This is a genomic window from Candidatus Niyogibacteria bacterium CG10_big_fil_rev_8_21_14_0_10_46_36, assembly GCA_002772995.1.
In the GTDB taxonomy this organism is placed as follows: Bacteria; Patescibacteriota; Minisyncoccia; order 1-14-0-10-42-19; family 1-14-0-10-42-19; genus 1-14-0-10-46-36.
The window spans coordinates 2840-18453 of sequence record PFCO01000003.1 but is presented as its reverse complement, the minus strand read 5'-3'; the positions used below and the strand labels follow the sequence as shown (position 1 = coordinate 18453).

Genomic DNA, 15614 nt, shown 5'->3' with positions numbered 1-15614 from the left:
GCGCGTCGGGGCCTTTTCATTTGACCGGAATACATTCCTTCAGTATGATAATTTTATATGAAATTATTCTCTAAAAATGTTGCGATTGCGATTCTTGTTTTCTTTTCCGTCGCGCTTGTTTGGTCGTTGTTTTCAAACCAGTTCCGCGGGGTTGAAGAGGTTACGCTTTCGGAGCTTGTATCCGACATTAATGCAGGGACAGTAGAATCAATAGTTGTGCAAGGAAATGATGTTGAAATCACTACCATAGACGGAACGGTAAAAAAGACAAAAAAAGAGTCCGACATTTCTTTGTTTGAATCCCTTACGAATTACGGTGCTTCGCCGGAGTTGCTGCGCCAGACATCTATCGACATAAGCGAACCGTCGGGATTTTTGTTCTGGGCGGGTGCGCTTTTGCCGTTTCTCATTCCATTCCTCCTTATTATCGGATTTTTCTGGTTTGCGACGCGTAATGTTCAACGTTCAAATCTTCAGGCATTTAACTTTGGGCAGTCGCGCGCGCGCGTCATCATGCCCGACGATAAAAAACAGCGCGTGACATTCGGGGATGTTGCGGGCGTTGAAGAAGCGAAAGAAGAATTGACCGAGATAGTGGATTTTCTAAAAAATCCCGTAAAATTTTCGAGCATTGGTGCGCGTATCCCAAAGGGTGTTTTGTTAATGGGCGCTCCAGGTACCGGAAAAACGCTTCTTGCGCGCGCTGTTGCCGGAGAGGCGGGTGTGCCATTCTTCCATCTTTCCGCATCGGAATTCGTTGAAATGTTCGTGGGAGTCGGCGCATCGCGCGTGCGTGACCTTTTCAAGATGGCGAAGCGTTCAGCGCCGTCTATCGTATTTATTGACGAGATTGATGCGGTTGGTCGACACCGGGGAGCGGGACTTGGCGGCGGGCATGACGAGCGCGAACAAACCCTTAATCAGATACTTGTTGAATTGGACGGCTTTGAGCCGCACGAGTCAGTTATTGTGATGGCGGCAACGAACCGGCCTGATGTGCTTGATCCTGCGCTTTTGCGTCCGGGACGTTTTGACCGCCGTGTCGTACTTGATCTCCCGGATATTAAAGACCGGGAAGCAATCCTTAAAATACATGCGCGCAATAAGCACTTGGCGGCAGATGTAAACTTCCGCCGCATTGCGGAGCGCACCCCGGGATTTTCGGGAGCTGATCTTCAAAATCTTATTAACGAAGCAGCAATTTGGGCTGCACGCAAGAATCGGCGCCAGATAACGCTTCAGGATATATTAAGCTCTATTGAAAAGGTGTTATTAGGTCCGGAACGAAAAAGCAAGATTATTTCGCAAGAAGAAAAAAAGATAACTGCATACCATGAAGCAGGCCACGCGCTTGTTGCTGCGGTGTTGCCCGAAGCGGATCCGGTTCACAAAGTGACTATTATTTCGCGTGGGCGCGCGGGAGGGTACACGCTCAAGCTCCCGAGCCAGGACAGGCGGCTGGTAACAAAAACCCACTTTATGGGCGAACTTGCGGTAGCGCTTGGCGGATATGCTGCAGAAAAAATCGTATTCCAGGAGCTGACTACCGGCGCTTCAAATGACTTGCGAACTGCGACAGATATTGCACGGAGTCTTGTTACGCGCTATGGTATGTCCGATAAATTAGGGCCGGTGGTATTCGGCGGGAAGGAAGAATCTATTTTTCTCGGTAAGGAATTCGGCATGCATCACGAGCGCGATTACTCCGAAGAGATAGCGGGAGCGATTGATAAAGAAGTATCGAGCTTTATTAAGCGGGGACTTACACAGGCGCAAACCATCATTAAAAAGTACCGTACCGTTTTAGATGCGATTGCGCACAAGCTTATAGAGCAGGAGTCTCTTGAGCGTGAAGAGTTTAATAAGCTCGTAAAATCATTCGGCATCAAGCCGAAACCGATTGTGTCTTCGTAATGCGCTTGTCTACATCCTAGCCAGAGCTCATGACATCTAGCGAGGAGCGGTTGAAAATATTCGTCCGCCTTTAGCTCAATGGCAGAGCGCCAAGCTTATACCTTGGTGGTTCCTGGTTCGAGTCCAGGAGGGCGGACGAATATTTGCAGTTCGTCCGAGTGACGATGTCATGCCGGAGATATACCTCTGTGGTTCTAGGATTTCTGAATAAGAAGATAGAGTATAAAAACAACGCGCTTCTATGAACGCGTTGTTTTTATGGGGTTGACTATACACCCTAATAGTAGCCGACTATATCCGCTTTTGACCGCTATTTTGCAAAAACGGTACAATAAAGGAAATGCTTTGAAAACTATATACGGGGAGGAATAGAATGGGTTCATCGAAGAAATCTCCGAAGAACGAACAGAAAGATGCGCCTCGGAAACGAGTCGATCTTACTGACTATGTGGAAGAAGATAAGCGGCTTAAAGCAGAAAAAAGAAAGCGTCACTCAGTCATTACTCTCAAAGAGTACGCCGAAGAAGTTCTGCCGAACGATCCGCTCATTGCGCAAAACGCTGCAGCTCGCTTATATGAGCAGATATGCAGTTACGGAATTACCGGCACTTCGGCGGGGAAGAAGTATCACTACTTCGAAGAAGATCTATTCGGGGTTGATAAGGTTATCGAGCAGATTATGAGACATTTTGAAGCTGGCGCTATGAAAGGACCGAGCGGAAAATATGTTCTCGTTATGGTTGGGCCTACATCGTCAGGTAAATCAACCATTTCGTCACTCATCAAAAAAGCTCTTGAAGCGTATGCGTTACGCCCAGTGTATCAGATACAAGGATGCCCGATTCACGAAGAACCGCTTCATGCGTTTCCTCGCTGGATGACGCGGCGTGCATGGAATCCGAAGAAGAGCCCGAACATAAAAGAGCCGGTAGAAGACCGCATTGGTATTCCCCCGATAGAGGGAGACTTGTGTCATGTATGCCGACACATGATAAAAGAGAAGTATTCGGACAAAGAATTCGGCGACAAGTGGGAGCAAATCCCGGTAGAAACATTCACGTTTTCCGTATCGTCAGTTCGCGGTATCAGTTCGTTTGAGTCCACGGGCGCTGACTGGAGCGTTGATGTTTCAGAGCTCGTTGGCCGTGAAAACATAGCTATCTCCAGCAAACACGGACATGATCATCCCGAAGCCTATCAGATGAACGGAGAGATACAAAAGGCAAACCGGGGTATTCTTGAAGGCATTGAGCTTATCAAAGCCGACCCGAAGATACTGAAAGTATTTATCAGTCTTGCCGAAGAAAAGCTCATCAAGATACAGGGTTCGCCGTTTCCGCATATGTTCATTGATACGGTAATCATTGGGCACTGCAACCTCAAGGAGTTCAAGGAATTTTCCGCGAACGAGGCAAACGCCGCGCTCCATGACCGTATGCATGTTATCCGTTTTCCGTATACGCTTGAGATTGACAATGAGATAAAGATCTACAAAAAGCTCATTGAACGCGAGAGTCAGTTCATTAAGCTGAAGAAAATGCACATTCCTGATATCAGTTTCAGGATAGCGGCAATATTCGCTGTTATGACCAGGCTCCATGATTCTCAAAAGTACGGCGTTGACCGTCTGACTAAGCTCAAGATTTACAATAAGGAGCGCGCACTTACTGATATCAAAGACAAGGATAAAAATCCTATCGATGAACGGTCACTTCGCGAGGAATTCAATGACTCAAAAAATCCCATCGATAAGCACGAAGGCATGTTCGGTCTCAGTTACCGCGACATCCTGACCGCTATCGTTGACGCACTCACCAAGCTTGATGTTGACGGCTGTCTCACGCCGCTCACGATGGTTAAGGCGCTCCGCGAAGTGTTTGAACACCGTATGGGATATTCGCCTGAGGAAGTTGAGAAGTTCCTTGAACTGCTGAACCCCGGCAAAGCGAATGTCATTAGCGAGCTCCGGGATTTCATCAGCAAGTCGGTGACAAAAGCGTTCGTGAAAGGATATAGCGATATACGGCAGAACATCCGCAAGAGATACCTCGAGCAGTGCAAGCTCTATGTTTCGCAAAAATCGGATTTTCTGCGCGGACAGATGCTTGAGATTCCTCGCGACAAAATCACCGGCCAGCCGCTAGAAGCAGATGAAAAGTTCCTGAAAGGAATTGAAAAGTTTGGGAACATTCCGGAAGCGGGTGCGGAAAACTGGCGGAGCAGCGTTTTGATTTATCTCTCAAATAATGAGGATAAATCCTTCAAAGAATTGGACGACATGATAGAAGCAAAGCTCATATCGGATAACAAGAGCAACATCATTCTCCTTTTTGACGAAGGAAAGACGCACACAGCAGAAGACAAGAAACGCAAGGAAAACTTGCTTTCGGCCTTGGAAGAGGAAGGCTTCTGCTCGACATGCAGCGCCGAAATGCGCGAAGAGTTTTATAAAGCAGAAACAGAATAACACCAAAGGGTGCACATAGTGCACCCTTTCTTTTTTGTTTGCTATAATAGGACACGGCAAAACATGCTTTTTGACAGATGAACAAAGGAGGTTGCATATGACCGTTATTGTTTCGGATAGCATTGAAAATAAAGGGAAAGAAAGCGCACGACGCCACCGCGAGAAAAGACGCGAAGAGATAAAAAAAGGCCTTCCGGGCATCATCGCTGATGAGTCCATCATTACAAAGAAGAAGGGGAGAATTGTCAAAGTTCCGATACGGTCGCTCCAAAACGAGCGGTTCCGCCAAGGAAAGAGACGAGAGAACGAAGATGGCGATGACGAAGGGCAGGGCAGCGGCGGCGTTGGCGTAGGCCAGGGCTCTGGTAAAAAAGGAGACATTATCGGGCAGCGTCCCGCGGATCAATCCGGACGGGGTGCAGGCAAGGCGGGGAATGAACCCGGCGAAGAATACATAGAATCCGAATTTGAGATTGAAGAGCTCATCGAAATGATGCTTGAAGATCTCGAACTCCCGAACCTGCAAGAGAAAGACATAAAAGAAATGGAAGTTATCTTCGGGATAAAGATAAAAGATATCGTTAAGCACGGCCCACAGTCGCTTTTGCATTCCAAAAAGAGCGCAAAAGAAGGCATGAGACGTTTTTGGTTCTATCTTAACTATCTTGAGTCTTTGCTTGAGGAAACATGTCCGGATATTACCGACGAGCGCATAAAGGAGCTCATCGCGTTCATGGCGCTTAAAGAAAAAGACGGCATTCTAGCGGATGCCGAAGCGCTTATACAGGATGCGGACGGCGTATTTATCAAGCGTGCAAAAAAGGATATTGAGGATGGCGTGGTCACAGAAGTGGACCCATTCATCATTATTGAGACGGACGATTTGCGGTACCGCAAACTTGAACGGGACATATCATACAAGTCGCGCGCCGTCATCATCGCCGCGATGGATGTTTCGGCTTCCATGTCTGATATGAAAAAATATCTTGTGCGCGCAACGCTCTTCTGGTTTATTGAATTTTTGCGCAAGCTGTACGAAGAGGTAGAGGTCCGTTTTATTGTGCATCACACGAAAGCCCGCTTTGTGCCGGAAGAGGATTTCTTCCGCACCGTTGAAAGCGGCGGCACGAATTGTTGGACCGCGTATGATGCCGCGACAGACATGCTCGAAACAAAATATCCGGTCTCATCATGGAACCGGTATGTGTTTCATTTCTCTGACGGAGAGGATTTTGATCCGGCGAGCACCATCCGCGAGATACAGCGGCTGAAAGAAAAAGGCGTTCAGATGATTGGGTACGGTGAAATAGACATTGATGGCGTTGCTGTCAGTGAATACAATCTGTATTCGCTCTTCAAAAAAGAACTGCCTGTTACGGAACTTAACCGGAAAGAAAACGATGACTTGCAGGTTATTATAGGCAACCAGAACTTTCCGTTCGTTGGCGTTGTGCTTACGGGCAAAGAAGACATTCTGCCTGCCATCAGGCAATTTCTGAAAAAGGGGAGGTTTGACAGATGACGCAGAAAGAAATAGACCGCTTAAAGCGGGTTGAAGAGCGCATCATCGAGATCGCCCAAGAAGAAGGATTACAGACAACGGATACTATATTCGAAGTCGTTCCCGCTGACCGGGTGCTTGAAGGCATGTCGTTCCATTTCCCGACCAATTTTTCCTATTGGCAGTTCGGAAGAGACTACGAAAAAAACCGTACAATCTATGAACACACCGGCCAGGGTATTCCGTATGAGCAGGTGTGGAATTTCGAAACGCCAAAAGCGCTCATTGCTGAAACTAATCCGTTCGCGCTTAAGGTTCTTACTATAGCGCATGTGATGGGGCACGTTGATTTTTTTCTTGCGAATAAATATCTCCAGCATGCCCGTTCCGTAGCGGATATCGCTACGGAAGCACGAAGAGCCGCGCGCCGTTTCCAGACATACGAATCTATCTATGGCCAACATGCAGTTGAAAACATCATGGATGCGGCAGAAGCGATTCAGTGGCATCAGTCACCGAATTTATTTGCCAACGAAGAGAACGAAAAAGAGATTCGCGAGTATCTGGTTAAGCTCAAACAGGAGCAGCTCCAGTGGAAAATCGATAATCCGTCTACATACGCACACCATATCACCGCTGAAGACATCCAGATATACCGGCGCGAGATTGAAGATCTCCAGGACAAAACGCCTCCCCAGCCCGCGTATGATTTACTGTCGTACATCATCCGCCACGCTTCGGGGAAAACGCTCAAACCCTGGATGAAGGATGTTCTTTCGGTAATGCGCAATCAGGCCCGCCACTTAGCGCCGAATGCCCGTACAAAAACCTTGAACGAAGGCTGGGCATCGTTCTGGCATTATCGCATCATGCACCGGCTCTTTAAGGAAAATGTGCTTGATGACAAAGATTTTTCCGTATTCAATCACTACCACGCCGCCGTTGTGCGTAAGAGCAAATACCAGATGAACTGGTACAGTATCGGACTCGCGCTTTTCGAAGACATCAAGTACCGGTGGGATACAGGCAGGTTTGGTGAGGAATACGAGAAATGCGAAGATCCGTATAAAAAGGCGAAGTGGTTTAAGGACGCCAAGCTCGGCATGGAGAAGATATTTGAGGTCCGGGAGCTCTGCAACGATTATCTGGCGATAGACGAGTTTTTTACCAACGAATTTATCCGCGGTAACGAGCTCTATATCTACCAGGAACGCTACGATGATGAGACGGATACTATAGTCGACGAAATTGTCGAGGATAACCCGGCCATCATCCGTATCATTCTGAAAAATTCTTTGTCTAAGTTCATAGCGCCCCTTATCTATGTGAAAGACGGAAACTATAAAGACACAGGTGATCTGCTTTTGGTTCACCACTTTAAAGGATACCCGTTTGAAGCGCTTCAGTATCTCGAGCTGACTCCGCAGTCATGGCGCAATAAGACCATGGAGCGGATCTTCAGGTTGTGGGGGCGTCCTGTCCATCTGGACACATTCCATTTGGATGAAACGCCGGAGGAATGGATTCTTACGCTCATACGCTGCAGTTATGGCGGAGGCAAGAATCATTCTGAAGAACCACAAAACACACACAAGTTCAAAAAAGATAAAAAACTCATCTTTTAAATGAACAAAAACCCCGATTATTCGGGGTTTTTTTAGTAGTGCTTCGGTGTGGTATCATGGAGGGTAGATATATCTTTGCAAACTCATTCGCACTATGCGGATAAGGAGGAATAATGCGCAAGAAAAAGACAGATAAGAAGGGCGAAAAGGCTATTATCGCTCTTCCCCCCGATGTTCTGCGAGTTGAAGATTATTCCCATGTCATTGAACGCGGCGCGCTCCCTCCTGATTTGCAGGAGCGCGAAACATATCTCAACTCGGTTGTTATCGGACAGGAACGCGCGATAAACAAAGTGCTCCGCGCGCTTACTATTTACGAAGCGGGACTGAACTCAAAAGAGGCACCGGTTACTTCGCTCATATTCGGCGGACCGCCCGGTGTCGGAAAAACTGAGCTCGCGTTGCAGATTGCGGCTATGTGGAATTGTCCTGCTATTCTCATTGCGTGCGGTGATCTCGGAGAGCGCCACGAAGCATCATTCTTAAAAGGCGCGCCTCCTGGCTATGTCGGATATGATGAAGAAAGTCCGCTTGAGCGCATCATCAGCGGAGACAAAGACGCAGAGACGCTGTATAAGTCCATGATTGCCTGGATGAAGAAGAACAAAAAGACGATGGAAGCGCTCATAAGCAAACTTTCTCCCGAGCGCGGCGCGGAAGCAAGCGAAGAAATGGAACACAAGCTCGATGAAATATCGGAAAGAATAGAAACTATAACGCCCCGTGCCGTAGTCATTTATGACGAGATAGAAAAGGCGGACCATGCCATCCAGCGGGCGTGTCTCCAACCGCTTGATAAGGGATATATGACCCTTATGAACGGCATGAAGATACCATTCCAGGGCGTATGCACTATCTTTACGACGAATGTAGGCACCGAAGAGGTTATCGGCGATCTTATTGATGAGCGCCATATCGGGTTTTCACTCCCTGCGACCGGGGCGAGAGCAGAACAGGACGAAGAGGCTTTGCGCGATTATCAAATCTACCAGAGCGTTATCCGGAAGATAGAAGATACCCAAGACAGAAAATTCTATCCCGAATTCTTGAGCCGTATCGGCGGGAGACGAAGCATCGTTGTGTTCCGGCTTCTCAACTACGAGCAGTGGCGCCAAGTCATGCGGCTTATGCTCAAAAAGGAAGTATACAGCAAGATATCGGATGCCAAAGTGAATTCCTCCGGATATGTTGACATATCATGCACTCCCCAGCTCGAAGATTTTATCGTACACGAAGGCATCAGCCCCCGGTACGGTGCCCGTAACCTTAAGCCGCTTATACAAAAATATGTCAGCGAAGAGATATCGGTTCGTGTCTTAAACCAAGGCATTCTTTCGGGCGATCAAATTCTGCTGGATGTAGAATTTAAAAACCCGCACGGAGAAACCTACAAAGAAAAGGGAGACGCGCATATCGTTGTGCGGAGAACCGAGCGGCCCGCGGGAGGCGGATTCTGTCCGTTTAAGAAACGCGAGACTAAGAACATTGATGTGACAAAGGAGCTCGATGATTTTCTTCAGGAGCTATTTGACAAGTACCTCAATTTTTCAGTAAAACTCTCATCTGATACGGATGGCGCATCTCGTGATGACCCTCCTCAAAAAGGCGGAAATACGCCTAAAAAATAAGAAAAAGTCCGGCAATGCGCCGGACTTTTTTAACAAGCAGATCCTTTCCCAGATGCCGAAAATGATATAATACATATGTAGCAATATGATAGTGCTTAATGTATTTATAGGGTTTTTTGTATCCCATTTTATAGCGGGGAAAAAAGTGGGCGAGCGCGGGCGCATACCGTCGTTCCGTTTTCGTGTAAAAGACAAGTATATCGTCCATCTGCATCATTGGTTTTTGTGCGGGGTCGCGCTTGCGAGCCTTTCAATTATCGATCTCTATAATACTATCTTATACGGCTTGCTTATGGGTTCTGCGATTCAGGGACTTACCTACAAGGATTTCTATAAACTGATATATCGGCATACCGAAAAAGCCGAAGAGCCGTCCGCTTGAAAAAGGGCACAGGAACCAGTAGGGTAGTGGAATGCAGATGCTCTGCATAGTGCGGATATGACCCCGGGGGATTATTCCGGGCGTTCTTTTTATGCAACAGGAATTTATTCATATTGCCTCACATAATGACCTTGTCGGGCGCGACAGACTTACGTACCGCTTTTTTGAAATGGTGCCGGGGCTTTTGGCATGGGGGACTATCGGAGCGGTGCTGTTATTCTCATGGCTCTGGCCTTTGGGCATTGCTATTTTTATTATCCTTTTTAGTATCTATTGGGTCATCCGTACATTTTATTTATTGGTGCATCTCCGGGTAAATTGGGCGCGCATGCGCCGTTTCCAAAAAACCGACTGGCAATCACGGATGAAAAATTTAAAATGGGATTCGCTCTGGCAGCTTGTGCTTTTACCTACCTATAACGAGCCATATGATGTGATAAAAGAAACGCTGGAACGGCTGAAAAACGCGCGCTGGCCGCGCGAGCGGTTTATTGTCGTGCTTGCGCTTGAGGAGCGCGCGGGGGAAAAAGCAAAAGAGCAGGCGCTTCTCCTGAAAGAAGAATTCAAAGACGCATTTCAGTTTTTTGCGGTTACCGTGCACCCCGCAACGCTTGAAGGAGAAATTCCGGGCAAAGGGTCTAATTCGTCGTGGGCGCTCGCGGAGGTAAAACGGAACATTGTCGATGCCGAGCACATCCCGTACGAGAATGTATTGGTGTCTGCATTTGATGTAGACACGCAGGTCTTTCCCGATTATTTTTATTGTCTTGCGTATCACTTTTTGACTGCAGAAAAACCGCATCGTTCCTCGTACCAGCCGGTGCCGTTGTATAACAACAACATGTGGGAGGCGTCGTTTTTTTCGCGCGTGGTGGCAAGCTCAAATACATTTTGGCAGATGATGGAGCAGGAGCGCCCCGAGCGCTTAGTAACATTTTCGTCGCACTCCATGAGTTTAAAAATGCTGGTTGAGGTGGGGTATTGGCAAAAAAACATGGTGTCCGAAGATTCGCGCATCTTTTGGAATGGATTTTTGCATTACGATGGCGATTACCGGGTTGTGCCGTTGTCATATCCCGTGTCTATGGATGTAAATGTCGGCAAGAGCTTTTGGCAGACGGCAAAGCAGGTGTACCGCCAGCAACGCAGATGGATGTGGGGGGCGGAAAACATCCCGTATCTGTTGTTTTGTTTCGGGAAGAATAAAAAAATTCCATGGAGGAAAAAAGTGCACTATGTGTTCGCGCAGCTCGAAGGTTTTTGGTCGTTAGCGACTAATCCTTTGTTGTTGTTTTCGGTGGGGTGGATGCCGTTACTTCTCGGCGGACAGGAATTTAATTCAACGCTTTTGTCCTACAACTTGCCACGGACGCTCCAGATACTCATGACATTGGCACTCGCGGGGCTTTTGGTGCTTGTGCCGATATCGTGGTCATTTTTGCCGAAGCGCCCCGAAGGGCAGGGGGTATTTGGCTCAATCCTTATGATTGTCCAATGGGCATTCATTCCGATAACTATAATCGTTTTCGGCTCAATCCCAGGAATAGAGGCACAAACCCGCTTGATGATAAACAAACCCTTAGGATTTTGGGTGACACCGAAGCATCGGGCAGGTTCTCAAAACGGCTCAACAGAGCCAAAATAAACGGCTCACACGGGGTGTGAGCCGTTTATTTATTCAAAATGAATAAGGCTTTCTTGTGCGAGGTTTTGGAGTTTTTCTTTGAGGATGGGGTGGGAGGCGAGCTTTGCGTCTTGCTTTAAAAGAGTTTGGGCTTCGCTGCGGGCTGCTTCTACCATTTTGAGATTTTGAAGAGCCATCATGCCGACATCCGAAATACCCCATTGTTTGGTGCCCGTAAGTTCGCCCGCCCCACGGAATTGCAAGTCGTACTCGGCAAGCTCAAAACCATTTTTTGCTTTGATGAGTGCGTGCATGCGCTCTTTTGTTTTGTCGGATGCGGAATCGGTAAACACAAAACAATACGGCTGGTGCGTGCCCCGCAACACCCGTCCGCGCAATTGATGGAGCTGGGCAAGTCCGAACCGCTCCGCGCCCTCAATCATCATAATGGTCGCGTTCGGGACATTAACACCCACTTCAATAACAGATGTCGCAACAAGTACCTGTATCTTGCCTTCACGGAATTCTCTCATTGTTTTTTCTTTTTCTTTCGGAGTTAATTGCCCGTGGAGCATCCCTATTTCAAACTCGGGGAAAATATCTTTTTTGAGTTTCTTGTATTCCGCTTTGACGGACTTCATATCCAAAAAGAGGGGATTGTCGGTTTTCGCCTCTTCCTCAATGCGGGGGCATACGACATACGCTTGCCTCCCCGCGTGTAGTTCTTTTTTCATAAAATCGTAGGCGTCCTGCCGCTTTTCTTTTTCTACTATGGATGTTTGTATCGGTTTTCTCCCCGGAGGCATTTCGTCTAAGAGTGTCAGGTCCAGGTCGCCGTAAATGGTGAGTGCGAGAGTCCGCGGTATCGGGGTTGCGGTCATGCTCAATAAATGAGGTATCTTTTCGTTTGCGCGGCTTGCGAGCTTTGCCCGCTGTTTGATGCCGAAGCGGTGCTGTTCGTCTATTACCGCAAGCGCAAGCGTTTTGAATGTTACATTTTTTTGGATGAGCGCGTGCGTTCCCACAAGAATGTCTATTTCGCCCGATGCCACCCATGTTAAGAGCTGGCTTTTAGAAATGTGCGTATCGGGTTCGTAGCTTACTTTTGAAGGGAATTTGCGGCATTCAGACGAGGTGATAAGCCCGAGCTTTAACCGCTTTTCTTTGAAGAGCGTTTGGAGTTCTTGGTAATGCTGGCGCGCGACAACCTCGGTCGGCGCCATAAATGCTGCTTGCATCCCCGCGTCAGTTACTGCGTTTATGGCGGCGGCTGCCACTACGGTCTTTCCTGATCCGACGTCTCCTTCAAGGAGCCGCGCCATGGGAGATGTGTTTGCGAGGTTTTTAAAAACGGCATCAACCGCGCTTTTTTGGGCGCCTGTAAGCGTAAAGGGGAGCGACTCAAGGAAGGGCGCTAAGGTCTCTTGAGGTGCTTCTATAATGTAGGACGGATGCGCTTCGCGTAGGGCGCGTTCTTGCTGGCGCAATAATTGTATGTAAAATATCTCCTCAAACGCAAAGCGTTTTTGGGCAGTTTCAATGTGCGCGCGCTTTTTTGGCATGTGGATTGCGTGGAGGGCTTGAGTAATTTCAGGCAGCTTGTAGCGTTCGCGGATGTAGTCAGGGAGCGTGTCTTGTGTTGTGATTACGCCGTCTTGCATCGCGCGGAAAAGCTTTTGAATTGCAAATGACATCCAGCGCGAGGATATTCCTTTTGTTTCGGGATAAAATGGTGTTAACTTGTCGCCGTCTTCAATGATAAGGTCTTTTTCTTTTGAGAATTTTGTAATGCTCTCGTAGCGGGGGTTTGCCATAACGAGCCCTTTTTTGTCGCACCCGACTTTGCCCGAAAAAGTATGCAGAGCGCCCTTTGAAAGAATATTTGCCATGTACGGCTGGTTAAACCATACAATCCGTATGGAACCCGTGCCGTCCGATACGATTGTTTCGGCGATGTTTATTTTTTTCTTCCAGGTTTTTTGTGCTTTTGCATGTATAACACGCCCTTGTATTGTTGCTTCATCGCCTTCAGAAAGATCGGCGATTGCTTTTTGGTCGGCAAACGATTTGTACCGGATAGGGAAGTGATAGAGCATGTCGCGCACCGTTTTTATGCCCAAATGCGAAAGCGCCCGCTCATGTTGCGGTCTTACGGTAATATGTTTTGCAAGCGGGCTATTCATCTCTTCATAATGCGTAAAACTCCACGAAAAGACAAACAAAAAACCCGCCATGTCTTGCGACTTGGCGGGCGCTCAATTCTGCGGGCTACCTCGGGCTGGAACCGTAGTCGGTCAAGCCCTGTAAGGTTATTTTCAGCTTTTTCAGTATAGCAATGTAAGGTTCCTCGAGCGCCTTATGTTTTAATTAGCGTCTGTGCATCTAAAGTCCCTACTAGGAGATTCTTCTTTAGCAACCTCAACAAGGTGCTCACACACTTCAATATTATCGGCATATCCAAATATGAACATCATTTTCTCCCAGCCAAGGCTCGATTCCATCATAAACCATTGTGCCGGTAGACTTAACGAAGTTTTAGGGTAATCCTCCGCAGCTTCGTAAATATCTACATTTTTATAGGAATATCCTGCGAAAAAACTGATCAATATAGCGACAATCAAAATTAGTAAATTCTTTTTCATACTTTTTATTATATCGCTAATCACTCAAGGTATAAAATACGTTTACTTTTCAGGAATTTCGCCAATTAAATCCACAATATTTTTTGCACGAGCTGCATAAAACATAGAGGTCTCAATCAGGTTTTGGTTCGCTATTTGGTAATTTTCTGGCGTTATCCCGCTCTCAAAAGAGAGTTTAAAGTAGTAGCGAGTCTCGTCTATAAGTTCATTCAAAAAATCAACACGAGTTTTTATTTCGAGGATTTTACCACGAAGAATAGGGTTGAATTTTCTTACTGTTTCCATATTAGTCTCTAGCATTGGCAATGAATGTTTTCGCAGACCTGTTTGTCGGCGCGGATCTTTCTGTTGCTTAGTTGCTTGTGCAATCGCATCCACCTCTTCTTTTGATAGGTTTAATAGCGTGGTGAGATTATTGATTAACGATTCGGTCGAATTAATGTTCGCACCTTTATATTGCGTTAACGCGGAGTGTGCCCATTTGATAAACTTGTGATCCACAGTTCCGTGTTTGTGTTGAATCAAAAAAACATGGTGCACGAGCCTCTGTCGAAGTTCATGTAGTTCTTCCAACAATGCGGGTCTGGCGATTTTGTTCTCGCGCCAATCACGATAAAAGTCGCTTAGTACCACCGATAGTAACCCAAGTGCCCAACCTAATATTAAAATCACGATTTCCATTTCCATATTTCAATTCTATATCAACACGATAAAGAAGTTACCAACAAGCTTCCTCGTGCTAGCTGTTAGATGCGGTGTATTTTAAAAATAGCTCGAACTGCATTCCCTCGCCGCGCTTCGCGCGGCTCGGGTGTGGCGGGGCAAAAATGAGCGGCTCCGCCGCACGCACTGACAATTTCAAGTTTTTCTTTGGCGGAATAAATTCAGAATTCGCGAAGCGAATGCCAAATGTATTTTATGGAAAATTTAGGAATAAATCAAAAAGAAGAAACCCGCCAGAGCTCCGTGAGGAGATGGCGGGTTGGCTTAGTTGAACGACACCAGAGGATTGCGAGTGAAATACTCCTCGCGGCCGTGGACTCCAGACGACACGATCCGAAGAAATTGCCGGTTGAAATCTTGCGGCACCGGCAAGCTCTCATGAGGAGTCAGAATGCCGATCTCGTGCACCTCGCCGGCTTTCAGGAAAACTGCACAGTCGTATGGATAATCCCCTGCAGCGTGGCCGATGTCGCCGTCGAGCGAGGTGTCCTCGTGTTCGGCATCCCACACAGCGCAGCTGTCGTCGAGGTTGTTGGCGAGCAGGATCCTGACATCCCGATCGAGTGTGACGCGATGAGGGGGCTTACCCCATCCTCCACCCCCCCAACAGTAGATCTTGGCCGGATCTCTTCCAGCTTCCGTGTGCAGCGCCCGCTCGAATTTTGCACGCTGTCCTCGATGGGGCTTCCCGCCAGTGGCGAGAGATTCGTCGATCGTCAGGAAGCCAATGTCGCCTTTTTTCAGAAACACCGAATCCACGATTTCCCTGTAAGACGCATAGATGTCGGGAATCGACGCCGAATCGCCTTGGATGTAAGGCATCATGAGGCACCGAATACCCGAGAATTGAGGGAACTCCACTGTTCGTCCTGTGTTTGTGTTCACTGTCTATTCCTCCTTTCAAGGTACGATTACTATCTCGGCACAGTGCCAAGATTCCACTCCACATTAGCAGGTTACACCATAAAAGTCAATGGTCGGCAAGTTTGCCGACCATTGAGAGAAATCAGTATGAAAAAATTTCTTTTGCCCTTACAAAATATGGTTCGAGCCGATTTGTTTTCAGGTTCTTTGGCAGTTTGGAGTGTGTGCGGCGGAGCCGCTCATT

Annotated in this window: 11 protein-coding genes and 1 tRNA gene; 8 read left to right on the top strand and 4 right to left on the bottom strand. The window is 47.5% G+C overall.

Annotation, left to right across the window (positions count from 1 at the left end):
- The first annotated feature begins 57 nt into the window (after positions 1 to 57).
- The 8 genes from COU47_01160 to COU47_01125 all read left to right on the top strand — a co-directional run bounded on the left by COU47_01160 (position 58) and on the right by COU47_01125 (position 11162).
- A complete protein-coding gene (locus COU47_01160) occupies positions 58 to 1914 on the top strand; it encodes a cell division protein FtsH (GenBank protein PIR69684.1) in 1857 nt (618 codons plus the stop codon).
- 64 nt (positions 1915 to 1978) lie between these two features.
- Positions 1979 to 2053: transfer RNA gene (locus tag COU47_01155), tRNA-Ile, on the top strand.
- A 234-nt stretch (positions 2054 to 2287) separates the two neighbouring features.
- On the top strand, positions 2288 to 4381 hold the full coding sequence (locus COU47_01150; GenBank protein PIR69683.1) for a hypothetical protein: 2094 nt from the start codon (positions 2288 to 2290) through the stop codon (positions 4379 to 4381).
- A gap of 97 nt (positions 4382 to 4478) precedes the next feature.
- Entirely contained in the window at positions 4479 to 5903 is a 1425-nt protein-coding gene (locus tag COU47_01145) for a hypothetical protein (protein ID PIR69682.1), read from the top strand.
- Entirely contained in the window at positions 5900 to 7507 is a 1608-nt protein-coding gene (locus tag COU47_01140) for a hypothetical protein (protein PIR69681.1), read from the top strand. The genes COU47_01145 and COU47_01140 overlap by 4 nt, the downstream gene beginning before the upstream one ends.
- A gap of 113 nt (positions 7508 to 7620) precedes the next feature.
- Positions 7621 to 9135 carry a hypothetical protein gene (locus COU47_01135; GenBank protein ID PIR69680.1) on the top strand — a complete coding sequence of 505 codons (1515 nt, stop codon included), beginning with the start codon at positions 7621 to 7623 and terminating at the stop codon, positions 9133 to 9135.
- Between the two features lie 85 nt (positions 9136 to 9220).
- Positions 9221 to 9517, top strand: coding sequence for a hypothetical protein (locus tag COU47_01130; protein ID PIR69679.1), 297 nt, complete (start codon positions 9221 to 9223; stop codon positions 9515 to 9517).
- 91 nt (positions 9518 to 9608) lie between these two features.
- A complete protein-coding gene (locus COU47_01125; protein PIR69678.1) occupies positions 9609 to 11162 on the top strand; it encodes a hypothetical protein in 1554 nt (517 codons plus the stop codon).
- 29 nt (positions 11163 to 11191) lie between these two features.
- Here the strand turns inward: COU47_01125 and COU47_01120 are convergent, their stop codons facing one another.
- From COU47_01120 to COU47_01105, 4 genes are all read right to left on the bottom strand, one after another.
- Positions 11192 to 13375: a DNA helicase RecG gene (locus COU47_01120; protein ID PIR69677.1), complete on the bottom strand. Its 2184-nt coding sequence runs from the start codon at positions 13373 to 13375 to the stop codon at positions 11192 to 11194.
- A 129-nt stretch (positions 13376 to 13504) separates the two neighbouring features.
- Positions 13505 to 13783 carry a hypothetical protein gene (locus tag COU47_01115; protein PIR69676.1) on the bottom strand — a complete coding sequence of 93 codons (279 nt, stop codon included), beginning with the start codon at positions 13781 to 13783 and terminating at the stop codon, positions 13505 to 13507.
- 42 nt (positions 13784 to 13825) lie between these two features.
- Entirely contained in the window at positions 13826 to 14470 is a 645-nt protein-coding gene (locus COU47_01110; protein ID PIR69675.1) for a hypothetical protein, read from the bottom strand.
- 300 nt (positions 14471 to 14770) lie between these two features.
- On the bottom strand, positions 14771 to 15391 hold the full coding sequence (locus COU47_01105; GenBank protein ID PIR69674.1) for a hypothetical protein: 621 nt from the start codon (positions 15389 to 15391) through the stop codon (positions 14771 to 14773).
- Positions 15392 to 15614: the final 223 nt, after the last annotated feature.